This window comes from Bacillus sp. MM09(2025) (assembly GCF_050496725.1).
Taxonomy (GTDB): domain Bacteria; phylum Bacillota; class Bacilli; order Bacillales; family Bacillaceae; genus Bacillus; species Bacillus pumilus.
In genome coordinates this window covers 2,239,010-2,265,318 of record NZ_JBNWEN010000004.1, presented here as the reverse complement: position 1 = coordinate 2,265,318, position 26,309 = coordinate 2,239,010, and the positions used below count along the sequence as shown (strand labels likewise).

The 26,309-nt window shown below is 44.0% G+C and carries 20 protein-coding genes, 16 tRNA genes, 3 rRNA genes and 1 pseudogene; 5 read left to right on the top strand and 35 right to left on the bottom strand.

The window, feature by feature from the left end:
• Positions 1–53 precede the first annotated feature (53 nt).
• The 22 genes from ACQYAC_RS17640 to ACQYAC_RS17535 form a co-directional block, all read right to left on the bottom strand.
• Positions 54–488: a hypothetical protein gene (locus ACQYAC_RS17640; RefSeq protein WP_429943791.1), complete on the bottom strand. Its 435-nt coding sequence runs from the start codon at positions 486–488 to the stop codon at positions 54–56.
• A gap of 113 nt (positions 489–601) precedes the next feature.
• Positions 602–1,396 (bottom strand): phosphotransferase, encoded by a 795-nt coding sequence (locus ACQYAC_RS17635; RefSeq protein ID WP_180309342.1) that lies wholly within the window; start codon positions 1,394–1,396, stop codon positions 602–604.
• 326 nt (positions 1,397–1,722) lie between these two features.
• A tRNA-Leu gene (locus ACQYAC_RS17630) sits at positions 1,723–1,804 on the bottom strand.
• Between the two features lie 36 nt (positions 1,805–1,840).
• Positions 1,841–1,929, bottom strand: a tRNA-Leu gene (locus tag ACQYAC_RS17625).
• 13 nt (positions 1,930–1,942) lie between these two features.
• Positions 1,943–2,013: transfer RNA gene (locus tag ACQYAC_RS17620), tRNA-Cys, on the bottom strand.
• Positions 2,014–2,018: 5 nt separating this feature from the next.
• Positions 2,019–2,093 (bottom strand) — tRNA-Gly (locus ACQYAC_RS17615).
• A 7-nt stretch (positions 2,094–2,100) separates the two neighbouring features.
• Positions 2,101–2,172 (bottom strand) — tRNA-Gln (locus ACQYAC_RS17610).
• 9 nt (positions 2,173–2,181) lie between these two features.
• Positions 2,182–2,257: transfer RNA gene (locus tag ACQYAC_RS17605), tRNA-His, on the bottom strand.
• 30 nt (positions 2,258–2,287) lie between these two features.
• Positions 2,288–2,361, bottom strand: a tRNA-Trp gene (locus ACQYAC_RS17600).
• 13 nt (positions 2,362–2,374) lie between these two features.
• Positions 2,375–2,459 (bottom strand) — tRNA-Tyr (locus ACQYAC_RS17595).
• 15 nt (positions 2,460–2,474) lie between these two features.
• Positions 2,475–2,547: transfer RNA gene (locus tag ACQYAC_RS17590), tRNA-Thr, on the bottom strand.
• A 6-nt stretch (positions 2,548–2,553) separates the two neighbouring features.
• A tRNA-Phe gene (locus ACQYAC_RS17585) sits at positions 2,554–2,629 on the bottom strand.
• An 18-nt stretch (positions 2,630–2,647) separates the two neighbouring features.
• Positions 2,648–2,724 (bottom strand) — tRNA-Asp (locus tag ACQYAC_RS17580).
• Between the two features lie 48 nt (positions 2,725–2,772).
• Positions 2,773–2,849, bottom strand: a tRNA-Met gene (locus ACQYAC_RS17575).
• A gap of 15 nt (positions 2,850–2,864) precedes the next feature.
• Positions 2,865–2,940: transfer RNA gene (locus tag ACQYAC_RS17570), tRNA-Val, on the bottom strand.
• 32 nt (positions 2,941–2,972) lie between these two features.
• Positions 2,973–3,047: transfer RNA gene (locus ACQYAC_RS17565), tRNA-Glu, on the bottom strand.
• 18 nt (positions 3,048–3,065) lie between these two features.
• A tRNA-Ser gene (locus tag ACQYAC_RS17560) sits at positions 3,066–3,156 on the bottom strand.
• 4 nt (positions 3,157–3,160) lie between these two features.
• Positions 3,161–3,235: transfer RNA gene (locus ACQYAC_RS17555), tRNA-Asn, on the bottom strand.
• 9 nt (positions 3,236–3,244) lie between these two features.
• Positions 3,245–3,360: ribosomal RNA gene (rrf, locus tag ACQYAC_RS17550) — 5S ribosomal RNA — on the bottom strand.
• A gap of 109 nt (positions 3,361–3,469) precedes the next feature.
• A 23S ribosomal RNA gene (locus ACQYAC_RS17545) occupies positions 3,470–6,400 on the bottom strand.
• A 182-nt stretch (positions 6,401–6,582) separates the two neighbouring features.
• Positions 6,583–8,131 (bottom strand): 16S ribosomal RNA (locus ACQYAC_RS17540).
• The 16S, 23S and 5S rRNA genes sit together here with 16 tRNA genes alongside, the layout of an rRNA operon.
• Positions 8,132–8,448: 317 nt before the next feature.
• The gene (locus ACQYAC_RS17535; protein WP_003217861.1) at positions 8,449–9,327 is read right to left on the bottom strand and encodes a nucleotidyltransferase-like protein; all 879 of its coding nucleotides are present in this window, start codon (positions 9,325–9,327) and stop codon (positions 8,449–8,451) included.
• 189 nt (positions 9,328–9,516) lie between these two features.
• Here ACQYAC_RS17535 and ACQYAC_RS17530 point away from each other — a divergent pair, with 189 nt between their 5' ends.
• Positions 9,517–9,864: a YgzB family protein gene (locus tag ACQYAC_RS17530; protein ID WP_003217804.1), complete on the top strand. Its 348-nt coding sequence runs from the start codon at positions 9,517–9,519 to the stop codon at positions 9,862–9,864.
• A 34-nt stretch (positions 9,865–9,898) separates the two neighbouring features.
• On the opposite strand, the gene perR is transcribed toward ACQYAC_RS17530, so the two are convergent.
• Both perR and bcp read right to left on the bottom strand, forming a co-directional pair.
• Positions 9,899–10,336 carry a peroxide-responsive transcriptional repressor PerR gene (gene perR, locus ACQYAC_RS17525; protein WP_012009347.1) on the bottom strand — a complete coding sequence of 146 codons (438 nt, stop codon included), beginning with the start codon at positions 10,334–10,336 and terminating at the stop codon, positions 9,899–9,901.
• 157 nt (positions 10,337–10,493) lie between these two features.
• Positions 10,494–10,961, bottom strand: a complete 468-nt coding sequence (gene bcp / locus ACQYAC_RS17520; RefSeq protein WP_012009346.1) for a thioredoxin-dependent thiol peroxidase — start codon at positions 10,959–10,961, stop codon at positions 10,494–10,496.
• A 129-nt stretch (positions 10,962–11,090) separates the two neighbouring features.
• Between bcp and ACQYAC_RS17515 the strand changes: the two genes are divergently transcribed.
• Both ACQYAC_RS17515 and ACQYAC_RS17510 read left to right on the top strand, forming a co-directional pair.
• On the top strand, positions 11,091–12,386 hold the full coding sequence (locus tag ACQYAC_RS17515; protein WP_429943790.1) for a glutamate-1-semialdehyde 2,1-aminomutase: 1,296 nt from the start codon (positions 11,091–11,093) through the stop codon (positions 12,384–12,386).
• Positions 12,387–12,632: 246 nt separating this feature from the next.
• Positions 12,633–13,706, top strand: coding sequence for an FUSC family protein (locus ACQYAC_RS17510; protein ID WP_058015788.1), 1,074 nt, complete (start codon positions 12,633–12,635; stop codon positions 13,704–13,706).
• A 29-nt stretch (positions 13,707–13,735) separates the two neighbouring features.
• On the opposite strand, the gene ACQYAC_RS17505 is transcribed toward ACQYAC_RS17510, so the two are convergent.
• The 10 genes and pseudogenes from ACQYAC_RS17505 to fabL form a co-directional block, all read right to left on the bottom strand.
• A complete protein-coding gene (locus tag ACQYAC_RS17505) occupies positions 13,736–14,632 on the bottom strand; it encodes an ABC transporter permease (protein ID WP_061407165.1) in 897 nt (298 codons plus the stop codon).
• Between the two features lie 17 nt (positions 14,633–14,649).
• Positions 14,650–15,651, bottom strand: coding sequence for an ABC transporter permease (locus ACQYAC_RS17500; RefSeq protein ID WP_003217874.1), 1,002 nt, complete (start codon positions 15,649–15,651; stop codon positions 14,650–14,652).
• Positions 15,652–15,711: 60 nt separating this feature from the next.
• A complete protein-coding gene (locus tag ACQYAC_RS17495; protein WP_429943789.1) occupies positions 15,712–17,298 on the bottom strand; it encodes an ABC transporter substrate-binding protein in 1,587 nt (528 codons plus the stop codon).
• The gene (locus ACQYAC_RS17490) at positions 17,273–18,250 is read right to left on the bottom strand and encodes an ABC transporter ATP-binding protein (RefSeq protein WP_429943788.1); all 978 of its coding nucleotides are present in this window, start codon (positions 18,248–18,250) and stop codon (positions 17,273–17,275) included. Before ACQYAC_RS17490 ends, ACQYAC_RS17495 begins: the two co-directional genes overlap by 26 nt.
• The gene (locus ACQYAC_RS17485) at positions 18,219–19,241 is read right to left on the bottom strand and encodes an ABC transporter ATP-binding protein (RefSeq protein WP_061407158.1); all 1,023 of its coding nucleotides are present in this window, start codon (positions 19,239–19,241) and stop codon (positions 18,219–18,221) included. The genes ACQYAC_RS17490 and ACQYAC_RS17485 overlap by 32 nt, the downstream gene beginning before the upstream one ends.
• A gap of 112 nt (positions 19,242–19,353) precedes the next feature.
• A complete protein-coding gene (locus tag ACQYAC_RS17480) occupies positions 19,354–21,096 on the bottom strand; it encodes an ABC transporter ATP-binding protein (RefSeq protein ID WP_058015783.1) in 1,743 nt (580 codons plus the stop codon).
• Between the two features lie 92 nt (positions 21,097–21,188).
• A complete protein-coding gene (ntdP, locus tag ACQYAC_RS17475) occupies positions 21,189–21,719 on the bottom strand; it encodes a nucleoside tri-diphosphate phosphatase (protein ID WP_012009337.1) in 531 nt (176 codons plus the stop codon).
• Between the two features lie 147 nt (positions 21,720–21,866).
• The gene (locus tag ACQYAC_RS17470) at positions 21,867–22,127 is read right to left on the bottom strand and encodes a YgaB family protein (protein WP_137055487.1); all 261 of its coding nucleotides are present in this window, start codon (positions 22,125–22,127) and stop codon (positions 21,867–21,869) included.
• A 173-nt stretch (positions 22,128–22,300) separates the two neighbouring features.
• Positions 22,301–22,450, bottom strand: a pseudogene (locus ACQYAC_RS17465) (gamma-type small acid-soluble spore protein); the annotation flags it as partial.
• Between the two features lie 75 nt (positions 22,451–22,525).
• Positions 22,526–23,278: an enoyl-[acyl-carrier-protein] reductase FabL gene (gene fabL / locus ACQYAC_RS17460; RefSeq protein ID WP_003217873.1), complete on the bottom strand. Its 753-nt coding sequence runs from the start codon at positions 23,276–23,278 to the stop codon at positions 22,526–22,528.
• A gap of 81 nt (positions 23,279–23,359) precedes the next feature.
• Between fabL and ACQYAC_RS17455 the strand changes: the two genes are divergently transcribed.
• A complete protein-coding gene (locus ACQYAC_RS17455) occupies positions 23,360–23,584 on the top strand; it encodes a hypothetical protein (RefSeq protein ID WP_044139672.1) in 225 nt (74 codons plus the stop codon).
• Here ACQYAC_RS17455 and mutY read toward each other — a convergent pair.
• Positions 23,571–24,671 (bottom strand): A/G-specific adenine glycosylase, encoded by a 1,101-nt coding sequence (gene mutY, locus ACQYAC_RS17450; protein WP_268497946.1) that lies wholly within the window; start codon positions 24,669–24,671, stop codon positions 23,571–23,573. The genes ACQYAC_RS17455 and mutY overlap by 14 nt on opposite strands.
• Positions 24,672–24,863: 192 nt before the next feature.
• On the opposite strand from mutY, the gene ACQYAC_RS17445 reads away from it, so the two are divergent.
• Positions 24,864–25,844, top strand: coding sequence for a metal-dependent hydrolase (locus ACQYAC_RS17445; protein WP_429943787.1), 981 nt, complete (start codon positions 24,864–24,866; stop codon positions 25,842–25,844).
• Positions 25,845–26,309: the final 465 nt, after the last annotated feature.

Genomic DNA, 26,309 nt, shown 5'->3' with positions numbered 1-26,309 from the left:
CTTTTTACATTTATTCTATTTCTCATTTATCTTTGAATCATAAATCTGATTCCTTAACGCTGATTTACCCATTTTAAATAACGTCTTTGAATCACTTTTTTGATTTTATCGTAGTTCTCCCAACTATCTTTAACATAATATACGCCTTCAGCTTCTGGAAATGTCTCCTCATAGTCATCTAAATATAAACCATTATCAAAATCGAAATATTTTTGGGTAAATTCATTTCCCTCATCATTCAGCATATCATTTGAAAACACACCATCACAGTCCATATAGATTTGAGTCCCTGTCACTTCTCGTGATTTAAATTTTTGAATTTCACCCTCAATGTCTTCTTCAAATTCTTCACTGAACAAATCATTATCAATGATCCACCCCAAAAACATGCCTGTATGTACAAAGGCTTGATCAATAGATAAGTCCTTTGGAAACTTTCCATCATAATGATATTTTGCTTTATCATAAACGACTACTTCAAACAGCATTTCCTGCTCCCTTCATTTCTTCTGTACTTCAAGGTAAGTCCATCTCATTTAAGCGTGATTAGAGTGGTATAAACACCTAATTGTTCTTTCGCTTTAGAAAGCCGCTAGTATCCTCAAACCCATTCTTTTCTATGTTCATGAATAAATTGTATGTCTTTTTGGTAATGCTCAAGGTGCCCCTCATCAATCATTTTTTGAAAAGCTGTATCCCCGTCACTCGCTTTTCGTTTCATGTACTGACATAACCCTTTTAAACGCAGCAGCACCATCTCCACATAATCTTCTGCTATTTCCTCACCATAAGCTTCAAAAAACAATTTGACTCTATACTTGATATGGCCTGCATGTTCTAATGAATGATAATTCACGATCTCCCCCTTTTCAGTGCGAAAAAATCTACTGAGAGGCACACATGTATAAAGGGTATAAGCGATATCCCAAAGTCTTGGACCAGGAGCAGCTACATCAAAATCAATGATTCCCACTGGCTTTTTATCTTTGAAAATGATGTTGTACATCGCAAAATCATTATGGCACACAACCTCTATGTTGTTAGGCGTATTGTCCATTCGTTCCCAATCGTCTGAAATGGGAAAATCACAAACAGCATCATGATACAGTCTAAGCATTCTCGCTATTTCTTTTAAGGCATGGTGAGAGCACATGTATTCTTTTAAAGGATCATGACCGGCTACGCCTTCAATGAAGGATAAGATCTCTCTACCTTGTTCATCAACCCCTAAAAACTTTGGAGCATAGGAGAAATTCTTTTTTTCTAAATGCTTTAGCAGCTTTCGTGTATTGATATTGTCTGAATTTACTTCTCGACGAACCGTATCTCCCGAACGATATACGTTCGAGACATTTCCACCTGTCAATAACTCCTCATGATCATTTTGTTTTTTCATAAATTCTCCCCTCAAACTGGGTCACAATGATGATGTCAGCTAAAGATGTGTATGTACCCACAAATATTCATTTAGTTATACAAAGGTAGTACACTGTTTTATGTGAATGTGCTGCCTCATTTTGTATCCTTACATGGTTAAATGTATCTTATCAAATGTTGCAAATCATCTAAAGATTATTCTGCTAAAAGAAGTACATGCTCATTCTTTTCTAATAGGTTTCTATTTTTTATCTAAATAACTCATTTAAACCACAAAAAAACGTTTCACCACGAGGGTGAAACGTTAGATTGACGGGAAAAACCAATCATGAAATTATTAATAGATACCGGTGGCCGGGGTCGAACCGGCACTCCGTGAGGAACACGATTTTGAGTCGTGCGCGTCTGCCAATTCCGCCACACCGGCATGATCATTAAAGAGCGCAACTTATGATAAAAAACATGGTGCCGAGGGCCGGACTTGAACCGGCACGGTAGTCACCTACCGCAGGATTTTAAGTCCTGTGTGTCTGCCAATTCCACCACCCCGGCAGTCTTTTCAAAAAGGCGACACCCGGATTTGAACCGGGGATAAAGGTTTTGCAGACCTCTGCCTTACCACTTGGCTATGCCGCCATTATTGGAGCGGAAGACGGGATTCGAACCCGCGACCCCCACCTTGGCAAGGTGGTGTTCTACCACTGAACTACTTCCGCAAATCAACTGGGCTAGCTGGATTCGAACCAACGCATGACGGAGTCAAAGTCCGTTGCCTTACCGCTTGGCTATAGCCCAATAATAAAATGGGGCGATTGATGGGAATCGAACCCACGAGTGCCAGAGCCACAATCTGGTGCGTTAACCACTTCGCCACAACCGCCATAGATGTTATGAATCATATTAAGAAAATTGGCAGGGGCAGTAGGAATCGAACCCACACCGGAGGTTTTGGAGACCTCTGTTCTACCTTTAAACTATGCCCCTATGAAAATAAAAATGGTGGAGGGGGGCGGATTCGAACCGCCGAACCCGGAGGGAGCGGATTTACAGTCCGCCGCGTTTAGCCACTTCGCTACCCCTCCACATTTGAAAAACAGTGCCGGCAAGAGGACTTGAACCCCCAACCTACTGATTACAAGTCAGTTGCTCTACCAATTGAGCTACACCGGCAAATAGTGGTGGCTCGGGACGGAATCGAACCGCCGACACACGGATTTTCAGTCCGTTGCTCTACCAACTGAGCTACCGAGCCATGTATTCATTTTAAAAATGGCGGTCCGGACGGGACTCGAACCCGCGACCTCCTGCGTGACAGGCAGGCATTCTAACCAACTGAACTACCGGACCATTTTGGTTGCACTCAATGAGCACTCCCTATTGGTGTATAAAATAATTTGGTTGCGGGGGCAGGATTTGAACCTGCGACCTTCGGGTTATGAGCCCGACGAGCTACCGAACTGCTCCACCCCGCGATGATATAAAAGATATGGTGGAGGATGACGGGCTCGAACCGCCGACCCTCTGCTTGTAAGGCAGATGCTCTCCCAGCTGAGCTAATCCTCCGAATAAAAAATACTGGTATATATTCTATAAAATGGTGACCCGTACGGGATTCGAACCCGTGTTACCGCCGTGAAAGGGCGGTGTCTTAACCGCTTGACCAACGGGCCCTTTATTATGTAAATTTGTGGCGGAGAGCAAGGGATTCGAACCCTTGAGACGGGGTTACCGCCTACACGATTTCCAATCGTGCTCCTTCGGCCACTCGGACAGCTCTCCAAATTGGCTCCGCAGGTAGGATTCGAACCTACGACCGATCGGTTAACAGCCGATAGCTCTACCACTGAGCTACTGCGGAATGAAGAAAGCCTGGCGATGTCCTACTCTCACAGGGGGAGACCCCCAACTACCATCGGCGCTGAAGAGCTTAACTTCCGTGTTCGGTATGGGAACGGGTGTGACCTCTTCGCCATCATCACCAGACAATTTAGTGACAAAAGATATTATACTATGTATTGAAAATAAATCAAGAGATATTTAAAAAATGTTCTCTCAAAACTAGATAACAATGTTCAAACTTCACAATAGAATAAAGGTTAAGTCCTCGATCTATTAGTATCTGTCAGCTCCACGTGTCACCACGCTTCCACCTCAGACCTATCAACCTGATCATCTTTCAGGGATCTTACTTCCTTGCGGAATGGGAAATCTCATCTTGAGGGGGGCTTCATGCTTAGATGCTTTCAGCACTTATCCCGTCCGCACATAGCTACCCAGCGATGCCCTTGGCAGAACAACTGGTACACCAGCGGTGCGTCCATCCCGGTCCTCTCGTACTAAGGACAGCTCCTCTCAAATTTCCTGCGCCCGCGACGGATAGGGACCGAACTGTCTCACGACGTTCTGAACCCAGCTCGCGTACCGCTTTAATGGGCGAACAGCCCAACCCTTGGGACCGACTACAGCCCCAGGATGCGATGAGCCGACATCGAGGTGCCAAACCTCCCCGTCGATGTGGACTCTTGGGGGAGATAAGCCTGTTATCCCCGGGGTAGCTTTTATCCGTTGAGCGATGGCCCTTCCATGCGGAACCACCGGATCACTAAGCCCGACTTTCGTCCCTGCTCGACTTGTAGGTCTCGCAGTCAAGCTCCCTTGTGCCTTTACACTCTGCGAATGATTTCCAACCATTCTGAGGGAACCTTTGGGCGCCTCCGTTACATTTTAGGAGGCGACCGCCCCAGTCAAACTGCCCACCTGACACTGTCTCCCTGCCCGATAAGGGCAGCGGGTTAGAAGGTCAATACAGCCAGGGTAGTATCCCACCGATGCCTCCACCGAAGCTAGCGCTCCGGTTTCCAAGGCTCCTACCTATCCTGTACAAGCTGTACCAACATTCAATATCAGGCTGCAGTAAAGCTCCACGGGGTCTTTCCGTCCTGTCGCGGGTAACCTGCATCTTCACAGGTACTATAATTTCACCGAGTCTCTCGTTGAGACAGTGCCCAGATCGTTGCGCCTTTCGTGCGGGTCGGAACTTACCCGACAAGGAATTTCGCTACCTTAGGACCGTTATAGTTACGGCCGCCGTTTACTGGGGCTTCAATTCGCACCTTCGCTTACGCTAAGCGCTCCTCTTAACCTTCCAGCACCGGGCAGGCGTCAGCCCCTATACTTCGCCTTACGGCTTCGCAGAGACCTGTGTTTTTGCTAAACAGTCGCCTGGGCCTATTCACTGCGGCTTCTCGGGGCTTTAACACCCTAAGAAGCACCCCTTCTCCCGAAGTTACGGGGTCATTTTGCCGAGTTCCTTAACGAGAGTTCTCTCGATCACCTTAGGATTCTCTCCTCGCCTACCTGTGTCGGTTTGCGGTACGGGCACCTCTCACCTCGCTAGAGGCTTTTCTTGGCAGTGTGGAATCAGGAACTTCGCTACTAAATTTCGCTCGCCATCACAGCTCAGCCTTCACGGGAAACGGATTTGCCTATTTCCCAGCCTAACTGCTTGGACGCGGATATCCAATACCGCGCTTACCCTATCCTCCTGCGTCCCCCCATTGCTCAAATGGTGAGGAGGTGGTACAGGAATATCAACCTGTTGTCCATCGCCTACGCCTTTCGGCCTCGGCTTAGGTCCCGACTAACCCTGAGCGGACGAGCCTTCCTCAGGAAACCTTAGGCATTCGGTGGACGGGATTCTCACCCGTCTTTCGCTACTCATACCGGCATTCTCACTTCTAAGCGCTCCACCAGTCCTTCCGGTCTGACTTCACAGCACTTAGAACGCTCTCCTACCACTGTTCGTAAGAACAGTCCGCAGCTTCGGTGATACGTTTAGCCCCGGTACATTTTCGGCGCAGAGTCACTCGACCAGTGAGCTATTACGCACTCTTTAAATGGTGGCTGCTTCTAAGCCAACATCCTGGTTGTCTAAGCAACTCCACATCCTTTTCCACTTAACGTATACTTTGGGACCTTAGCTGGCGGTCTGGGCTGTTTCCCTTTCGACTACGGATCTTATCACTCGCAGTCTGACTCCCAAGGATAAGTCATCGGCATTCGGAGTTTGACTGAATTCGGTAACCCGGTAGGGGCCCCTAGTCCAATCAGTGCTCTACCTCCGAGACTCTTACCTTGAGGCTAGCCCTAAAGCTATTTCGGAGAGAACCAGCTATCTCCAGGTTCGATTGGCATTTCACCCCTACCCACACCTCATCCCCGCACTTTTCAACGTGCGTGGGTTCGGGCCTCCATTCAGTGTTACCTGAACTTCACCCTGGACATGGGTAGATCACCTGGTTTCGGGTCTACGACCACGTACTCATGCGCCCTATTCAGACTCGCTTTCGCTGCGGCTCCGCATCTTCTGCTTAACCTTGCACGGGATCGTAACTCGCCGGTTCATTCTACAAAAGGCACGCCATCACCCTTTAACGGGCTCTGACTACTTGTAGGCACACGGTTTCAGGATCTATTTCACTCCCCTTCCGGGGTGCTTTTCACCTTTCCCTCACGGTACTGGTTCACTATCGGTCACTAGGGAGTATTTAGCCTTGGGAGATGGTCCTCCCGGATTCCGACGGAATTTCACGTGTTCCGCCGTACTCAGGATCCACTCTGGAGAGAACAACATTTCAGTTACAGGGCTGTTACCTTCTTTGGCGGGCCTTTCCAGACCTCTTCGCTTATATCGTTCCTTTGTAACTCCGTATAGAGTGTCCTACAACCCCAAGAGGCAAGCCTCTTGGTTTGGGCTGTTCCCGTTTCGCTCGCCGCTACTCAGGGAATCGCATTTGCTTTCTCTTCCTCCGGGTACTTAGATGTTTCAGTTCCCCGGGTATGCCTTCTCATACTCTATGTATTCAAGTATGGATACTACTCCATTACGAGCAGTGGGTTTCCCCATTCGGAAATCTCCGGATCAAAGCTTGCTTACAGCTCCCCGAAGCATATCGGTGTTCGTCCCGTCCTTCATCGGCTCCTAGTGCCAAGGCATCCACCGTGCGCCCTTTCTAACTTAACCATTTCTTACTTTAGAAAGAATCACTATGTGTGATGAACTTTGCATTGCATTCAATGTGAATGTATTACTTATTGTTATCTAGTTTTCAAAGAACAATCCTGTCTCGCTAGAGACATGTTTTGAAGGAATGATCCTTCAAAACTAAACAAGACGAAAACGCACGCTGCTCCATATATCCTTAGAAAGGAGGTGATCCAGCCGCACCTTCCGATACGGCTACCTTGTTACGACTTCACCCCAATCATCTGCCCCACCTTCGGCGGCTGGCTCCATAAAGGTTACCTCACCGACTTCGGGTGTTGCAAACTCTCGTGGTGTGACGGGCGGTGTGTACAAGGCCCGGGAACGTATTCACCGCGGCATGCTGATCCGCGATTACTAGCGATTCCAGCTTCACGCAGTCGAGTTGCAGACTGCGATCCGAACTGAGAACAGATTTATGGGATTGGCTAAACCTTGCGGTCTCGCAGCCCTTTGTTCTGTCCATTGTAGCACGTGTGTAGCCCAGGTCATAAGGGGCATGATGATTTGACGTCATCCCCACCTTCCTCCGGTTTGTCACCGGCAGTCACCTTAGAGTGCCCAACTAAATGCTGGCAACTAAGATCAAGGGTTGCGCTCGTTGCGGGACTTAACCCAACATCTCACGACACGAGCTGACGACAACCATGCACCACCTGTCACTCTGTCCCCGAAGGGAAAGCCCTATCTCTAGGGTTGTCAGAGGATGTCAAGACCTGGTAAGGTTCTTCGCGTTGCTTCGAATTAAACCACATGCTCCACCGCTTGTGCGGGCCCCCGTCAATTCCTTTGAGTTTCAGTCTTGCGACCGTACTCCCCAGGCGGAGTGCTTAATGCGTTAGCTGCAGCACTAAGGGGCGGAAACCCCCTAACACTTAGCACTCATCGTTTACGGCGTGGACTACCAGGGTATCTAATCCTGTTCGCTCCCCACGCTTTCGCTCCTCAGCGTCAGTTACAGACCAGAGAGTCGCCTTCGCCACTGGTGTTCCTCCACATCTCTACGCATTTCACCGCTACACGTGGAATTCCACTCTCCTCTTCTGCACTCAAGTTTCCCAGTTTCCAATGACCCTCCCCGGTTGAGCCGGGGGCTTTCACATCAGACTTAAGAAACCGCCTGCGAGCCCTTTACGCCCAATAATTCCGGACAACGCTTGCCACCTACGTATTACCGCGGCTGCTGGCACGTAGTTAGCCGTGGCTTTCTGGTTAGGTACCGTCAAGGTGCGAGCAGTTACTCTCGCACTTGTTCTTCCCTAACAACAGAGCTTTACGATCCGAAAACCTTCATCACTCACGCGGCGTTGCTCCGTCAGACTTTCGTCCATTGCGGAAGATTCCCTACTGCTGCCTCCCGTAGGAGTCTGGGCCGTGTCTCAGTCCCAGTGTGGCCGATCACCCTCTCAGGTCGGCTACGCATCGTCGCCTTGGTGAGCCATTACCCCACCAACTAGCTAATGCGCCGCGGGTCCATCTGTAAGTGACAGCCGAAACCGTCTTTCATCCTTGAACCATGCGGTTCAAGGAACTATCCGGTATTAGCTCCGGTTTCCCGGAGTTATCCCAGTCTTACAGGCAGGTTACCCACGTGTTACTCACCCGTCCGCCGCTAACATCCGGGAGCAAGCTCCCTTCTGTTCGCTCGACTTGCATGTATTAGGCACGCCGCCAGCGTTCGTCCTGAGCCAGGATCAAACTCTCCGAGGTATGCAGGATGCATATCACACATGCGTTTCTACACGATGTAGCGAACTTAGCATGTGATCATTTCCTGCCTCGTCAGCGTTTGACTGACTACCTATGATATTTCATAGGATTTTTTATAAAAACTCGAATTAACAGGTACGTTTTGTCTTGTTTAGTTTTCAAAGATCATCTTCGCCATCTCTCAGAGGCGACTTTCTCAATATAACATTTCGACGCTGTGTGCGTCAAGTGTTTTTTAGAATTTCTTTTTGTCAGCTTTTCTTTCAAAGCAACTTGGTTGCTCGTTAGCGACGTATAATAATATACCATCATAATATTCAGGCGTCAATATCTTTTTTTACAAAATATCCTCGATGATAGATTTTTTGTCCCTTTGTCTCAATCGGCTCCACTTGGACAATTCCTTTTTCCACAAAGAAATCAATCATGACGCTAAGGTCAGGCGTGAAATACTTGAGGTCAGGATGCGCGAGCAGCTCGCCAAAAAGCCATATATCTTGCTGTTCCATGACATGACGCAAATGAGCGGCACCAATTTCTGCTTTTGAATGGATCAAAAAGTCATTTGCTAAAAATAAAAGTTCCAAACGCTTATGAAGGCTTTCGTGGCTTTCAATGAGTTCTGAATAAAGTTTATAAACTTCCGGTTCCATATGTCGCACCTGATTCCAAACTGTCACTTCTGGATGGAAGCCTTTATCGATTACTTCAATACGTGCCAAATGATGCAGCGCATGCACAATTGAATTATATGCATCAAGGAATTGATTTGACTCAAAAAATGCTTTTCCTTCTATATATCTGCGAATTAGCTTGCCGTATTCTAAACCGATTTTAAGTTTGCGGTTTGAAAATGGGAATGTACTCAGGTCATCAATTAAGTTGAAAATATATTCATTTCGGTCAAATAGGACTTTCCCATTCAAAATCCAATCAATGATTCGGCGGTTCGTGCCAAGGGTAATCCATTCCTTCAACTGCTCATCTGTGACAACATTTAAAGAAGCTGTTTGGTGATCGGATTCATAGTGTTTGATAAATAACGGCTCTTCTGCTTCTTTTACAATGACTAGAAGTGCTGCATCAAAGTTATCCGTCTCAGAAGATACCTTGTGTCTTCTTTCTACTATAATCACAGCCAATGTGTCTGGATGACTTGCTCTCTCTTGATAAATAGGACGGAGAAGATTTTCCATAGTGATTCCTCCAATACTCGGGTGTAAAGTTCTTCTCTAATGCTATGTATTTCTCCTCATAGAATCAAAATTCCTTCAATTCAAGAAAAAAGATCATTGAACCATTATAAGCAATTTATTCACAAAACTCTATAACTAATTCAAACGGAAAGGTAAAATGTGCTATATTGGAGACAAGGGGGACTAGGGATGGCGAAATACTCCAGTAAGATTAATAAAATCAGAACATTTGCACTTAGTTTGGTTTTTGTTGGCTTTCTAATCATGTATATCGGTGTGTTCTTCAAGGAATCGATTTGGCTGTCGACTTTCTTTATGCTTCTCGGCGTCTTATCGATCGGATTGAGTACAGTGGTTTACTTTTGGATCGGCATGCTTTCTACGAAGGCAGTCCGTGTCGTATGTCCAGGCTGTGAGAAGGAAACAAAAGTGCTTGGGCGGGTGGACATGTGTATGCATTGCAGAGAGCCGCTTACACTCGATCCAGCATTAGAAGGCAAAGAGTTTGATGAATCCTACAATCGAAAAAAGTCATAAAAAAAGCTGACCATTTAACCGGTCAGCTTTTTCATTAATGATTTTCTTTTTTCGCACATTCTTGACAAGTCCCATAGATCTCCAAGCGATGATGACTGACTTTAAAGCCCGTCACATGGGATGCAAGCTGTTCAACTTCATCAAGGCCAGGATAATGAAAGTCCACTATTTTTCCGCAGTTTTCACAAATCGCATGGTAATGGTCAGATGTCGCAAAATCAAATCGGCTTGAGGAATCACCGTACGTTAATTCCTTAACTAATCCAGATTCCCGGAAGACTCGTAAATTGTTGTAAACCGTTGCGACACTCATATTTGGAAATTTACCTTCAAGTGCTTTATATATATCGTCCGCGGTTGGGTGAGTCATAGAATTTACGAGAAACTCCAAGATGGCATGGCGCTGCGGAGTAATTCGAACACCGGTTTCTTTTAAAGCATCTAAAGCGTCTTTTAGTTCGTGAGCAGCCATTTCATCATGCACCTCTCTTCAAAAATATTCTTATATTATAATCTTTATAAATAGTGTACCCCCAGAGCCGAATCTTTGTCAATTACAATCCTCTTTTTTACCTATTCTTCTTCACAAAAAAGACCGGCATGTGTGCCGGTCCTATCATGTGATGATATTAAGCGTGAGCTTTTAGTTCCTCAAGCGCTTCTTCTACGTGGTCTTTCACCTTAACTTTTCTCCACTCTTTCACAAGCGTTCCTTCTTTATTAATAAGAAACGTTGAACGTTCGATGCCCATGTATTCTTTGCCAAAGTTCTTTTTCAGCTTCCATACTCCAAAGGCTTCAGACAATTTCTGTTCATCGTCTACAAGAAGTAAGAACGGTAAATCATGTTTTTCTTTAAACTTCTGATGCTTGTCCTGACTGTCTGGGCTTACGCCGATAATGACAGCATCTAATTCTGCAAAGCTTTGATGGCGATCGCGGAAATCACATGCTTCTGTTGTACAGCCGGGTGTCATATCTTTTGGATAGAAATAAAGGACAATATGTTTTCCTTTAAAGTCAGAAAGCTTTACTTTCTCCCCGTTGTCACCGGTTAATTCGATTTCAGGTACTTGCTGGCCTACTTCGATTGTCATGACACAATCCCTCCAACCTATTTTTTAAATAGCCTATCCAATTTTGAAAGGATATTCAACTAAGGACGCTTGCATCGGCATGTTAAAATAATGATAGACGACGTGATACGTTGAGATAGGAGGCTATTTATGAAATTCACAGAATCAGAAAAATTACATCAAGAGGCGCTGGAGCATATTGTTGGAGGTGTCAACAGCCCCTCTCGTTCATATAAGGCAGTAGGCGGCGGTTCACCCGTGGCTATGGAAAAAGGAGAAGGCGCTTATTTTTGGGATGTTGACGGAAATCGCTATATCGATTATCTAGCAGCATACGGCCCCATTATTACAGGACATGCCCACCCTCATATTACAAAAGCGATTACAAAAGCGGCTGAAACAGGTGTCCTTTACGGAACGCCAACGAAGCATGAAGTCACTTTTGCTAAAATGCTGAAGGAAGCCATGCCTGCTTTGGACAAAGTTCGCTTTGTGAATTCAGGTACTGAAGCAGTGATGACAACGATTCGTGTGGCACGTGCATATACAGGCAGAACAAAGATCATTAAGTTTGCCGGGTGCTATCACGGTCACTCTGATCTTGTACTTGTGGCAGCTGGCTCTGGTCCTTCCACTTTAGGAACCCCTGATTCAGCGGGCGTTCCAAAGAGCATCGCCAATGAAGTCATTACCGTTCCATTTAATGATATTGACAGCTACAAAGAAGCATTGGATCGATGGGGCGATGAAGTCGCAGCTGTCCTTGTCGAGCCGATTGTCGGGAACTTCGGCATCGTAGAGCCTAAGGACGGTTTCTTGCAGCAGGTCAACGACCTCACTCATGAAAAGGGCGCACTTGTTATCTATGATGAAGTGATTACAGCTTTCCGCTTTATGTACGGAGGGGCACAGGACTTGCTTCAAGTAAAACCTGACCTCACTGCATTAGGAAAAATCATTGGCGGCGGACTTCCGATCGGTGCTTATGGCGGTAAAAAAGAAATTATGGAGCAAGTCGCTCCTCTTGGACCAGCCTACCAAGCTGGCACGATGGCAGGAAATCCTGCATCCATTCTTTCTGGTATTGCCTGCTTGGAAGTGTTAAAACAAGATGGTGTTTACGAGCGTCTTGATCAGCTTGGCGCGATGCTAGAAGAAGGCATTTTAGCCCATGCCAAAAAACATCAAGTAGATATTACAGTGAACCGCTTAAAAGGGGCTCTTACTGTCTACTTCACAAAAGAAACCATTGTAAACTATGAGCAGGCTGAAAATACGGATGGCGAAATGTTCGCCCGCTTCTTTAAATTAATGCTTTCGCAAGGGATTAACCTCGCTCCTTCTAAATATGAAGCTTGGTTCTTAACGATCGCACATACTGAAAAAGATATTTCTAAGACGCTACAAGCAGTAGATCATGCGTTTGAACAGTTGAAACAATCATAATAGGGTCAAAAACAGGCGTAAAAAGATGCGCCTGTTTTTTTATTTATCAGCTCTTGTTTGTCAAAAGCGTGTGAATCTGTTACATTTCTTCTCAATACCTTCTTTTGATGTTTTCATGAACTTTCAAAAATCACTTGAATATTTCGGAAGACCGCTGTATATTACTTAGTTGTTCATCAAAATATTTATAATAAATGACGAGTGATCATCTATTATCTAAAAGAAAGGAATGCAGGGACAAAACCAATGAAACTTGGAGCCCGTATTTTAAAAACCGGTATTGCCATTGTACTCGCGCTTTACCTGGCAACATGGCTTGGGTTGCCAACGCCCGTCTTCGCGGGAATTGCAGCTGTATTTGCTATCCAGCCATCTATTTATCGATCTTTTTTAACGATTATTGATCAAGTGCAAGCCAATATTATCGGAGCAGCACTTGCCATTACGTTCGGTCTGCTTTTTGGCACTGGACCAGTCATTATCGGTTTAACCGCCGTCATGGTCATCGCCATTAATTTAAAGCTGAAGATTGAACACACGATTCCAATTGCACTTGTAACCGTCATTGCGATTTTAGAAAGTGCAGGGGATCATTTCCTTTCCTTTGCCTTAATTCGAACAGCTACTGTGGTGTTAGGAGTTCTTTCTTCATTTTTAGTGAATTTAATCTTCCTGCCGCCAAAGTATGAAACAAAGCTTGTTCATCACATTATGGAAAATACGGAGGAGATTTTAAAATGGATCCGTCTGAGCTCCAGACAGTCTACTGATCATTCCACTTTAAAGGATGACATCGATCAAATAAAAGAACGCATGATCAAATTAGATCACATTTACTTGTTATACAAAGAGGAACGAAGCTATTTAAAGAAAACAACCTATGTAAAATCAAGAAAGCTCGTTTTGTTTAGACAGGCCATTATGGCATCGAATCGCGCTCTTTACTTGCTGAAAAAGCTTCATAAATTAGAAAATGAAATTCATTTGATGCCAGAGCATTTCAGGGAAAGCTTAACAGATGAAATTGATTACTTACTGTATTGGCATGAGCGCACCTTGATGAAATTCGTCGGTAAAATGAAACCGCAGGACGATGAATTTCAAAATGAATGCTCTCTTCGTCTTGAAACGTTAACGAAATCATTTATCCAGCATCAGCAAAACCAAGAAAATGACTTGCTCGATTACAATATGCTAAATGTTATGTCCAGCATCATCGAATACCGTGATGAACTAGAGCATTTAGATACATTGATTACAAGCTTCCAAACGTATCACCCAAAAGACAGTGAAATTGAGACAGAAGAAAAAGAAGCATAAACAGAAAAGACCGATTCCAAGAATCGGTCTTATTTTATTTTCTTCATTTTAGGATCCAGTGTGTCTCGTAATCCATCTCCCATCAGATTAAAACCTAAAACTGTCAGCATGATCGCGACACCTGGGAAAATCAATGTCCAAGGGGCTTGAACGAGATAAGGTCTCGCATCGGCAAGCATTTTCCCCCACTCTGGGCTTGGTGCCTGTGCACCCAATCCTAAAAAACCTAAAGCTGCTGCCTCAATAATCGCTGTTCCGATTGCAAGCGTCGCCTGTACGATGACCGGCACCATACTATTTGGCAGAATGTGACGCAGCACGATGCGGCGGTGTGACATCCCAACCGCCTTTGCTGCTAGCACGTATTCTTCTTGTTTAATACTCAGCACTTTTGAACGAACGAGCCGTCCAAAGGTTGGGACATTAATAATCGCAATGGCAATAAGGGCATTTTGTAAGGAGGGGCCTAAGATGGAGACGATCGCAATCGCCAGTAGAATACTAGGAAAAGCGAGTAAAATATCAAACACTCTCGAGATCACAGCATCTAGCACTCTACCGCCATAGCCTGCAATCAATCCAAGCAGTGTGCCTAAAATGACAGACCCGAGAACCGAGAAGAAACCAACCCATAAGGAAATCCGCGCGCCATGCACAACTCTTGAGAATATATCTCTGCCGAAATCATCTGTACCAAACCAGTGTGCAGCTGATGGTGCACTAAATCGCTCACCGAGAGATTGTTCATTGATTCCAAAAGGAGCAATGAGCGGTGCGAATATTGCTAAGATCAGAAATAAAAAGACAATCACACTGCCAATGACCGCCAGCTTGTGCTGAAAGAACAGCTTCATCGATTCAAGAATCAATGATTGAGAGCGTTCTTCTTTTGGTTGAGGTGGTTCAAGCTCTTTTTGTGCTTCCATGTGATCACTCTCCCTCCCTAATATTTAATCCTTGGATCAATGACCGCGTACAAGATGTCCACAATGAAATTGATCAGGACAAATATGAGCGCAACGACGAGAATGCCTGTTTGAATGACTGGGTAATCACGATAGCTAATGGCGTCATATATATACCGCCCAATGCCCGGCCATGCAAAAATGGTCTCTGTTAAAATGGCTCCGCCTAGCAAGAGGCCTGTCTGAAGACCAATAATCGTTAAGATCGGAATAAGCGCATTTTTCAATCCATGCTGATAAATGATGAAAAATGAACGTACACCTTTTGCTTTTGCTGTTCGAATAAAGTCTGAATGAAGCACTTCCAGCATACTTGCCCTTGTTATCCTTGCAATAATCGCAGCAGGAATTGTGGCAAGTGCTGTACTTGGTAAGATCAAATGCTTGATGCTGTCAGTGAATTGATCAAACCGGCCTTGCAAAAGCGTATCCAGCGTATGAATATAGGTGATTGACTCCACTGGATTTCTGACGTTTTCACGGCCCGTTGTCGGTAAAATACCTAATTCAATCGAAAACAGCCACTGCCCCATTAAGCCTAACCAGAAAATCGGCATGGACACTCCAATGAGTGCAATAAACATCGCGACATAATCAAAGAAAGAATGCTTAAACCAAGCACTGATGATTCCGGCATTTACCCCCACAACGATCGCCAGCACCATGGCAAAAAAGGTTAATTCTAACGTCGCAAATAAGTATGGTTTCATTTCCTGGGCAATAGCCGCTCCTGTTCGTATCGAAGTCCCTAAATCTCCTTTTAAAAGGCCGAGCATGTAATGTCCGTATTGAACATACCAAGGCTGATTTAAACCGAGCTGGATGGTTAACTGTTCTACTGCTTCTTTCGTTGCCCGCTGTCCTAAGATAACCTGTGCTGGGTTCCCTGGAATAAACCGTATAATTGAAAACACGACCAATGTCATTCCGATCAATACTGGGATGAGCATTCCTGCCCGCTTCATACAATAAGCAAACAAACAGCTTTCACCGCCTTTTCTTTGTTTGAATAAGGGAGATACAAGATCTCCCTTATTTGCTTATTCGAAATACACGTCAGTCAAAGCTTCTGAACCAGTTGGATGCGGCTGGTAGCCTTTTAAATCACTAGATGCTGCAAGCATAGGGATCGAATGCACCAATGGAATCCAAGGTGCTTCATCATGAATGATTTCCTGCGCTTTTTGATATAGCTCATTTCGTTTCTTTTGATCTGTGTCTGTTTGCGCTTCAATGAGGATGTCGTGCATTTTATCGTTTTCGAAGAATGTATAGTTGTTGCCGCCAATGCTGTCTTTGTCCAAAAGTGTGTAGATGAAATTATCAGGATCGCCATTGTCCCCTGTCCAGCCTAACAAGAACACATCCGCTTCTCCTTTACTTGCCTTATCTAAATAGGTCGCCCAGTCATATGTCACAATTTCTGCTTTGACGCCGACCTTTTCAAAGTTTGATTGAATGACTTCTGCTACCTTCATCCCATCTGGCATATATGGACGCGGTACAGGCATTGCCCAAAGCTTGATGCGAAAGCCGTCAGGAAAGCCCGCTTCTTTTAAAAGTTCCTTCGCTTTTTCAGGATCATACGGATACGGATCAATGTCGTCATTGTAGCCTTCTAAAGCTGGCGGAAGAGGATTTTTTGCTGGTTCGGCAAGTCCGCCATAAAATGACTTAATAATGGATTCTTTATCGACCGCGTAATTGAGCGCTTGACGAACAAGCTTGTTATCAAGCGGCTTTCTTGTGACAGTCAGTCCGATATAGCCTACGTTCATTGATGGTCTTTCAATGAGCTGGAGTGCTTTATCCGTTTTAATGCCATCTAAATCTGACGGATTCACACCATCCATCAAATCGATTTCGCCTGTTTTCAAGGCATTTAAGCGAGCCGAGTTTTCTGGGATCGAGCGGAAGATGATTTGATTCAGTTTTGGTTTATCTTTCTGCCAGTAATCTTCGTTCTTTTCTAATACGATACGGTCGTTTTGTTTCCACTCTTTAAATTTGAATGGTCCTGTTCCTACTGGATTCTCGCGAAAGGAATCGCCGCTTTTTTCAACAGCCGCAGGACTTGCGATGCCAAACGGTGACATGGCAATGTTTTTAAGAAATGTCGCCTGTGGGCGCTTTAGCTGAAATTCTACTTCATGCTCACCTTTGACGATGATGTCTTTAATGACATGTCCTTTATCTTTTTTATAGCCGCCAAACATGCCATAGTAAGGAAATTTTTCTGCATCACCATTCATCCAGCGGTCAAAGTTGAATTTCACTGCTTCTGCGTTAAAGTCTGTGCCATCGTGAAATTTCACACCTTCTCTTAAGTAGAATGTGTATGATTTTCCGTCCTTTGCAACATCCCAGTCTGTTGCGAGACCTGGGTGGATGGTCGTGTCTTTTTCACCATAATTCAGGAGCTTTTCAAACATATTCTCTGTGACCTTGAAGGTTTCGCCTTCAGTTGTTGTGATTGGATCTAGTGAAGTGGAGTCTCCTCCTCTGCCAAATACGAGAGTATCTTTTGTTGCCTTCTCTTCTGATGACGGAGAGGACGAGCATCCCCCTAAAAACAGTGCAAGCATCAGCACAAAAATGAAACTACTGAACAACCATGTCTTCTTCATTGTGTTCCTCCTTTTGATATAAGTAACACGCCGCCGCATGCCCCGGCTCCTCCTCATACAAAGCAGGTGCTGCTTTCAAGCATTTCTCCCACCTTTTTGGACACCTTTTGTAGAAAGGACAACCGCCGCTTGGCGTCATTGCAGACTCTTCTGCTGCCACATCTTGCGTCTCTAGCACGTGATCCATATGTGGAATGGATTTCAGAAGCAGCGATGTATAGGGATGAAGCGGGCTGTGAAACACATCTTCGGCAGGCCCCATCTCGACAATGCGGCCAGCATACATGACGGCGATTCGGTCGCTCATATACCTGACAACGCCAAGATCGTGAGAAATAAATAGATACGTCAGAGAAAGCGTCTTTTGCAATTCAAGCATCAAATTTAAAATTTGCGCTTGAACGGATACATCTAAAGCTGAAACCGGTTCATCGGCAATGACAAGACTTGGATGGGTAATGAGTGCTCTAGCGATCCCAATACGCTGCCTTTGTCCGCCGCTAAATTGGTGCGCATAACGCTCCCCGTAGGAAGGATCAAAACCGACAATATGCAGCATCTCTTTTACCCACTTCCGTCTTTCTGCTTTCGTCCCATGTCGATGAACAATGAGTGGTTCCTCTAAAATATCTTTGATTTTCATTCGTGGATTTAATGAAGCATATGGATCTTGAAAAATCATTTGAATGTCTTTTCTTAAAGAACGCATCTCTCTTTCTTTCAAAAGAGTGACCTCTTGCCCTTTCAGTTGAATAGAGCCTGACGTCGGTTCAGTTAATCTCATTAAGCTTTTGCCAAGTGTTGATTTCCCGCAGCCTGATTCACCAACAATGCCAAGTGTTTCCCCCTCCTTCACGTGAAAGGACACTTGATTTAAAGCCAAAGTCGATTGTTTATGTTTAGAAAAAAAAGCGGCTGTGTCATACCGTTTTGTCAGCTGATTCACTTGCAAGAGTGGGTGACTCAGTGTCTTCTCCTCCTTCCATTAGAAAGCACGCCACGCGGTGATCCTGTTCAATGGATTGTAAAACGGGGTCTTCTTCAAGACATTGCGCCATTTGATAGGGGCAGCGCGCGGCAAATTGACAGCCGGATCGAATGGTCCCTGGCTTCGGTACATGACCTGCAATAGAGATGAGCTTTTCTTTTTTCTCTTTGAACGATGGAACTGAGGCGAAAAGACCTTTTGTGTAGGGATGCAGAGGTTTTTGAAAAATACGGTCAACGGTTCCTTCTTCTACGATTCGACCAGCATACATAATCATGACTCGCTGGCATATTTGCCGTACAACGCCTAGATCATGGGTAATAAATAAGATCGCGGTGTCCATCTCTTCGTTCAGCTTTTTGAGCAGGCGAAGGATTTGCGCTTGGATGGTCACATCAAGTGCAGTTGTTGGTTCATCTGCGATCATGAGCTTTGGGTGACAAAGCATCGCCATCGCAATCATCACACGCTGACGCATGCCGCCTGATAATTCATGCGGGTATTTTTTAAGCAATGATTCGGCTTGCTTCAATCCGACGGTCTGAAGCAGATCAACCGCCTTCGCTTTTGCTTCTTTTTGACCGATTGCTTGATGTGTGAAAAGGGCTTCTGTCATTTGTTTGCCGATGGTCATTAATGGGTTCAGAGAAGTCATTGGTTCCTGAAATATCATCGAAATGTCATTTCCTCTTATTTCTCGCCACTGTTTTTCTGAAAGCGACAACAGGTTTTGCCCTTCGAATTGGATCTCTCCCGTTGTCTCTGTTTGCTGGTTCAGCCCCATTAATGACATAGATGTGATACTTTTCCCGCAGCCAGATTCGCCAACAATTCCTAAGGTTTCTCCTTTTTGAATCGAGAACGATATGTGATGGACGATGGGTACTTTTTGCTTTTTTTGCTGAAATGCAATGGACAGCTGTTTGACATCTAGCAGCACGTCTTGTTCTTTCACATATTCACCACCCCGTCATACTTTTTAAAATTGTATTGAGACAAGCTGGGAAATATGTCATGTTTTTGACAAGCATAAAAAAGCCTATCCGCTAGAATCGGATAGGCTTCTACTAATTTAATGTTTGAATGGTAAAAAGATGGCGATAGTGGCTGTCTCTGTTCATTAATTCTTCGTGTGTTCCTTTTTCCACAATCTCACCTTGTTCCATGACGACAATGAGGTCAGCATGTGTAATTGTTGATAAGCGGTGCGCGACAATAAAGGTTGTGCGGTCCTTTGCTAGCTTTTGCATCGCTTCTTGAATGTAATGTTCACTTTCTAAATCTAGTGCAGACGTTGCTTCATCTAAAATCAACAGTGGTGGATTTTTCAGAAAAACCCTTGCAATGGAAATCCGTTGTTTTTGACCACCTGACAGCTTCACGCCCCGTTCTCCTACCTTCGTGTCATATCCTTCAGGAAGAGACATGATAAAATCATGGGCATTTGCCGCTTTTGCAGCCGAAACGATTTTTTCAAAAGAAGCTTCTGGATCTCCAACGGCAATGTTTTCTTTAATCGTGTCACTGAATAAGAAAGTATCCTGCAGCACCATTCCGACTTGATTTCGAAGGCTTCTTGCTTTGTACTCTTTTATATCAATGCCGTCAATTTCAAGTGATCCGTTTGTCACATCATAAAATCTTGGAATTAAGCTGACGAGAGTGGACTTCCCCCCACCGCTCATTCCTACAAGCGCAACCGTTTGTCCTTTTTCTACTTTCAAGGAGATGTTGCGGAGAATCTCTTCCTGCGTGTGTTCATAACGAAATGACACATTTTTAAATTCGACCTCTCCTTTTAAATGATCGGCTTCTTTTGCATTCGGCCGATCTGTTACCTCGTATGGCTCATCAATAAATTCAAAGATACGATCCATTGACGCTACCGACTGAGTTAAAGTCGTGGATGAGTTTATGAGGCGGCGAATCGGGTTGTACATCCGGTCAATATAACCGACAAAGGCAATCATGGTCCCGATCGAAAGTGATCCATTAATGACGGTGTAGCCAGCAAATGCAATGATCAATAGCGGTGCAATATCAGTAATGGTATTGACAACGGCAAATGTTTTGGCGTTCCAATTCGTATGATTGATCGCTTTGTTTAAGAAATTTTTATTTTCATCATGAAAATTCTCTTGTTCATATTCTTCAATGGCAAAGCTCCGAATAACCGGCATTCCTTGTACCCGCTCATGCAAATGCCCTTGCACTTCAGCCAGCGCCTGTGACCGCTCTTTTGTCAGCTTACGCAGCCTGCCGTAAAAAAACTTCACTGCAAACGCATATAATGGAAAAATAATGACAGACACGATGGTGAGCTTGATGTCCAGTGTACACATAATGGCGATCACGATGAGCACGGTCATCAAATCAAGCCAAATATTCATAAGACCTGTGATGACAAACTCTTTTGTCTGCTCCACATCGTTGATGACTCTAGAAATGATTTCTCCTGTTCTCGTGTTGGCATAATAACGAAGGCTGAGCTTTTGAATATGCGAAAACAGCTTTTCCCGAATATCAAATAATACTTTACTGCCTGTCCACTGCGCATAGTATTGTCTATAGTATTCAACAGGCGGTCTCATCACTAAAAATAAGACGAGCATGATTCCCATAATCATCAGTAGAGATGATGTCTTTTCTTCAGCCGACCCCGAACCTTGAATGACATCATCAATGACATACTTTAAAAGCAGAGGCAATGTTAAGGGAATCGAGAACTTGATCATCCCGATGACCATTGTCAATGCAATCTGTTTTTTATACGGTGTTACAAAAGCCATGTAGCGTTTAATGACCCCCATGTAAATCTCCTTCCCAATCTATCAGTGCCTCTTATCCGTGCGCAATCAAAAACCTGTTAGCCTAAAAGCTAAACAGGTTTTTGCTGCTCTTGCTATTTTGTATAATGTAAAAAACGTTCATACCACATATCCACAAATTCAGGAGCAAACGGACCTTTCCGCTGGTGAATCCAATGCAATAATGTATTCAGATGCTCTCTTAAGATACTATCGATTTCCTTTGGATAATTCATCTGCCTCTTATGATCTGCATATTCATCCTCATCCAAAATATTGTACGTCATGTCCGGAAAGACTTTGACATCTAAGTCGTAATCAATATACTTAATTGCTTCTTCATCTGTTGCAAAAGGAGAGCTGATGTTGCAGTAATAATATACCCCATCATCTCTAAGCATCCCAATCACATTAAACCATTGTTTTGCATGGAAATAGCAAATAGCCGGTTCTCTCGTCATCCAAGTACGGCCGTCGGATTCAGTCACCATTGTCCGGTCGTTTGCACCGATGATACACAATTCCGTTGCTTTCAGAATGGTGGTTTCATTCCAAATCCTGTGGATCAAGCCATTGTGTTTATAGCTTTGAATTTGGATGGTTTCTCCTTCCTTGGGATAGCCCATATTTTCTCCCCTACTTTCTATAACAAACAAACCTAACAGTCCAAAGACCTAATTTCCCAACTAAACATGTCTCTATTATATTATACCGTTACATCATTAAAAAATGAAATGAAAAAGCCATTCAACCCAATTGAACGGCACACTGTCTTACATCACGGTTGAACTCTTTTCCATCTGCTTATATGAATTGATGACCTCTTCTGTCTGTTTTGTAAACAAGGTTTGAACTCTTTGCAGTTCCACACGTTTCTGTTTGATTTGATCATGAAGCCTGGTCCACTCTTCTTTTTTTTCATCTTGCAGCAATTGTTTTTCTGTTTCTAAGCATAGATCGAGTTCTCCCTGTACATTGAGCAGTTGATCCATGAGCTGCATTTGTTCTTTTACAAGCTGATCGAAATCAGACATCTAACTCCTCCCTTTTATTTTCATCCACTTTTTGTCTGTATACCATTTCTTGAAAGATCGCCGAAATCCTTTGACTGTTTATGTAGAGGTTTTACAGGTTTTGTCGGATGGTGGGGAGAGGCAAAAAGAAAAGCACTTCATTCGTAGATGAAGTGCTTTCTCTGTTTCAGTGATTAGCTGTTTTGTTGTTTGTTTTGCTCAGCTTTTTGGTTATATTTTTTTACGTGCTGTGCGTCAGTCTCGCTAGCAAATTCAGTGCCATATTGACCACCTTGTGCAGCAGCTTGGTTTTGTTTCTTCACTTGTTGTGCGTTTGTTTTGTTTTGTTGTTTGTCCATCATTATCACCTCCACGCACATTAATTTGTGCAGAAGGTGCAAATCCTATTCATGATTTTTTTAAACAAGCAAAGAACGTCCGCCATCCACAATAATCGTCTGTCCTCTAATCATATCTGCTTTGCCTGATACAAGGAATTCCACGCTGTCGACCATGTCTTTAATTTCCACCATTCGGCCAGCTGGTGTATTTTTCTTGGCGTCTTCTAAAAGCTCTTCTCGGTTCGGGAAGTGCTTAAGTGCATCTGTATCAATCGCGCCGCCAGATACGGCATTCACGACAATATTTTTTTGTGACAGCTCCACAGATAGATAACGCGTCAATGCTTCTAATGCTGCTTTTGAGACGCCAACGACTGTGTAATTTTCAAGATAGCGAATAGAGCCTAGTGAGCTAATGCTGACGATATGTCCGCCACCGTTTTTCTCCATTAGTTTCGCCGCTTCTTGTCCGCAAAATAATAACGCTTTTGCATTGATATTCATCGTCCAGTCCCAATGATTTTCTTCAAGGTCCATGATTGGACGCTGAACACCAGATGCCGCATTGTTCACAAATATATCTAAACGGCCAAAGGTTTCGTCGATTTGCTGAAACATATCTTTAATTTTCTCTGGCTGACCTACGTTGGCTTTGACAACCAATGTTTTAACACCCATCGCTTCAATTTCTTCCGCTGTTTCAAGTGCGGCTTTTTTGCTTCTCGCATAGTTAATGACAATGTCATATCCTTTTTCAGCTAGGCGAAGGGCAACTTCTTTCCCTACACCTCTGCTGCTGCCTGTAATTAATGCACATTTACGTTGACTCATTATGGTTCATCTCCTGATTTGAATAGTTTTCGTCCATTCGCTTCACACTAATAGGAAAGTTCCTATTAGGAGGTTACATTCATGTATGTCGGACGCGATTTAAGCCAGCTTGGCATGATGTCCAAGGATCAATGGAAAGATACTGAGCTTGCTTACTTTCATCATGCTTTCCAACAAATTTTACCTTATTTAAACGAAGAAGGGCAATCTAAGTATCGAGAAATCATTTCTGAAATTGAAAACCGCGGGGGTCTGCACCGAAATGAAGCCGATTATACCCACGGTACAACGGTTAAATACGACTAGGTTCTTCAAGTGCCATCTTCCAAATTTTTTGGTGTGAGACTGGCAAAGCATATGCCTCAAATTCTTCTGTCGTCACTTTTTTCAGCATCGTGTCATCAGATACAGATGTCACACGTCCAAAGAAAACAGAAATATTCCAGATGAGGTGGGTAAATACATGCTGAATGGTGCCTTCTAAATCACCAAGTTCTGCTTGTACACCTACCTCCTCTTTTAAGAAATCCAATAGCTGCTCTTTTTCCGTTTTTCTTCCCTTTATGGTTTCCAAGTTAGGGAATTCCCATAAATTCGCAAGAAGGCCTGTACTTGGCCGCTTATGAATATAGAGGTTGCCTGCGTCATCAAATAACACCGCTGCTGCCATTGATTTTGCAGTCGGTTTTTTCTTTTTGCTTTTCACTGGGAGCTCATGCTGAACGCCTTCTTCGAGTGCCGAGCAATGCATGTTCACAGGGCAAATGAGGCATGCAGGGGATGTTGGGGTGCAAATGAGAGCACCAAGCTCCATCAGCCCTTGATTGAATTCTGATGGCTTTTCCCGGGAAATGAGCTGATCGACCGCAAACTCGAAAATATTTCTCGTTTTTGGTTTTGCAATATCATCCCATATGGACAAAATACGGGAAATGACCCTCATAACGTTGCCGTCTACCGCAGGGTATGGCTTGTTATAGGCGATACTCAGCACTGCGCCGCTCGTATATGGGCCTACACCTTTGAGCTTTGAAAATTGCTCTTTCGTATCAGGGACAACGCCCTCGTAGGATTCATATACTTCTTTCACAGCTGCCTGTAAATTACGCACTCTTGAGTAGTAACCAAGACCTTCCCATGCTTTCATGACTTTTTCTTCATCAGCTAAAGCAAGATCTTTCACTGTCGGGAATTGCTCCATAAACCGGTTGAAGTACGGAATGACCGTATCCACTCTCGTTTGCTGAAGCATCACTTCTGATACCCAGACTCTGTATGGATCTTGATTTTCACGCCACGGAAGTGTTCGTTGTTCTTTTTCGTACCAATCGATTAAATCATGCTGAAATCCCGCAATATCTTTGCGGTCCAGCTTTTCTTGAATGTCTTTCATATCTATACTCCTTCTCACTTGAACCGAGGGCTAACGTTCTGAAAAGAACCTTATTTGTTGTATACTGTTTGTAGATACGTTAACATGTTACATTAAATCAAGACAAAGCAAAAGTGCTTTTGCACATAGTCTTGAAAGAAGACGTATACTTTGTATGATTGTTCCTAAGCATGACAACTAGGAGGTAATCAATTGGACACTGGTACTCATGTAGTAATGGGCATTTCTCTTGGGGGACTTGCACTTTTAGATCCAGCCGTCAGCGCAGATCCACACATGGCACACGCCGTGATGATCGCGACCATCGCCGGCTCCCAAGCACCAGACATTGATACTGTGCTAAAACTAAAAAATAATGCGGTTTATATAAGAAATCACCGAGGATTTACACATTCCATTCCAGCTGTACTGTTTTGGTCATTGCTAATTCCGGCTGTGATTTTCCCATTTGTGCCAGGGGCGAATATACTTCACCTTTGGCTATGGACCCTATTAGCCGTTGTGCTTCATGTGTTTGTCGATATTTTCAATGCATACGGTACGCAGGCCATTCGCCCATTTTCGAAGAAATGGGTAGCACTTGGGATCATTAACACGTTTGATCCGTTTATCTTTTTTACACACCTTGTCGCCATTGTCGTATGGGCGATTGGCGGGCATCCCGGCTATACGTTCATTACGCTGTATGCGGTGATTTTTTGTTACTATATCGTCAGGGTCATCATGCAGCTTCAGATCAAACGTCAGCTGCGTGCACGATTCGATGAGATTGAAGACATTATTATTTCGCCTACAATGAAGTTCAGACAATGGCGCATTGCCGTGAAATGTAAATCCTCTTTCCATGTTGGACGCAGTATGAATGGTGAGATCATCATTTTAGACACCTTTAACCGTGTGCCGGTCCCTGATACTGAGATTATGAAAATTGCCAAACAGGATGAAAACATTTCAGCCTTTCTCTCCTTCTCCCCTGTCTACCGGTGGGAAGTAGATAAATACAAGGATCATTATGAGGTACGGTTCATTGATTTGCGCTACCGCAGCAAAGGTCACTATCCTTTCGTCGCGATCTGCCATATCGACATGGACCACCAAATCAAAAATTCCTATACCGGCTGGATTTTCAGTGAAGAAAAACTGCAAAAAAAATTAAGACTCGGCTCTGTGTGAGCGAGTCTTTTTTTGTTGTGTAGGGCTTGGATTTTTTGGGGATAGATATTTGAATTTATGTAATTCGCAGAAACTGTGGACTATGCACTTATGTTGAGTGTGACGACGAATTACTGCGCTATCTCGATATCCAAGACATTTTCAATCCATCCTGGCTATCCTTGATGGATTGAAAAAGGTTATTTCAATCCACGCACTCATATAGAGTGCGACTGCGATTTTCGCCCTAATTATAACATTTTTTAGGGAATGATCGTCAAAACCCACAAGTTTCTATATAGAATTTTGTTTTCACCCTTAAAAAATATACGTTTTTTCTCATTTTTGTCGAATGAATAGGTGCGAATGTTCCAAGGGTTTTATGTTCACCTCACATTCGCACCGACTTTTTCTTAGTATGAAATCTATTGAAACTTGTTAATCATACTTATTTATATTTCAGCAATAATTGAATTCAATTAGATT

What these genes read in the sequence shown, in the direction of transcription:
- ACQYAC_RS17635 (WP_180309342.1), bottom strand. Translation starts at nt 1,396, where the DNA reads ATGAAAAAACAAAATGATCATGAGGAGTTATTGACAGGTGGAAATGTC.
- ACQYAC_RS17510 (WP_058015788.1), top strand. Translation starts at nt 12,633, where the DNA reads ATGAAACTTGGAGCCCGTATTTTAAAAACCGGTATTGCCATTGTACTC.
- ACQYAC_RS17535 (WP_003217861.1), bottom strand. Translation starts at nt 9,327, where the DNA reads ATGGAAAATCTTCTCCGTCCTATTTATCAAGAGAGAGCAAGTCATCCA.
- mutY (WP_268497946.1), bottom strand. Translation starts at nt 24,671, where the DNA reads ATGAAAGACATTCAAGAAAAGCTGGACCGCAAAGATATTGCGGGATTT.
- ntdP (WP_012009337.1), bottom strand. Translation starts at nt 21,719, where the DNA reads ATGGGCTATCCCAAGGAAGGAGAAACCATCCAAATTCAAAGCTATAAA.
- fabL (WP_003217873.1), bottom strand. Translation starts at nt 23,278, where the DNA reads ATGAGTCAACGTAAATGTGCATTAATTACAGGCAGCAGCAGAGGTGTA.
- ACQYAC_RS17455 (WP_044139672.1), top strand. Translation starts at nt 23,360, where the DNA reads ATGTATGTCGGACGCGATTTAAGCCAGCTTGGCATGATGTCCAAGGAT.
- ACQYAC_RS17480 (WP_058015783.1), bottom strand. Translation starts at nt 21,096, where the DNA reads ATGGGGGTCATTAAACGCTACATGGCTTTTGTAACACCGTATAAAAAA.
- ACQYAC_RS17515 (WP_429943790.1), top strand. Translation starts at nt 11,091, where the DNA reads ATGAAATTCACAGAATCAGAAAAATTACATCAAGAGGCGCTGGAGCAT.
- ACQYAC_RS17640 (WP_429943791.1), bottom strand. Translation starts at nt 488, where the DNA reads ATGCTGTTTGAAGTAGTCGTTTATGATAAAGCAAAATATCATTATGAT.
- ACQYAC_RS17470 (WP_137055487.1), bottom strand. Translation starts at nt 22,127, where the DNA reads ATGTCTGATTTCGATCAGCTTGTAAAAGAACAAATGCAGCTCATGGAT.
- bcp (WP_012009346.1), bottom strand. Translation starts at nt 10,961, where the DNA reads ATGACAATCGAAGTAGGCCAGCAAGTACCTGAAATCGAATTAACCGGT.
- ACQYAC_RS17495 (WP_429943789.1), bottom strand. Translation starts at nt 17,298, where the DNA reads ATGAAGAAGACATGGTTGTTCAGTAGTTTCATTTTTGTGCTGATGCTT.
- perR (WP_012009347.1), bottom strand. Translation starts at nt 10,336, where the DNA reads ATGGCTGCTCACGAACTAAAAGACGCTTTAGATGCTTTAAAAGAAACC.
- ACQYAC_RS17530 (WP_003217804.1), top strand. Translation starts at nt 9,517, where the DNA reads ATGGCGAAATACTCCAGTAAGATTAATAAAATCAGAACATTTGCACTT.
- ACQYAC_RS17505 (WP_061407165.1), bottom strand. Translation starts at nt 14,632, where the DNA reads ATGGAAGCACAAAAAGAGCTTGAACCACCTCAACCAAAAGAAGAACGC.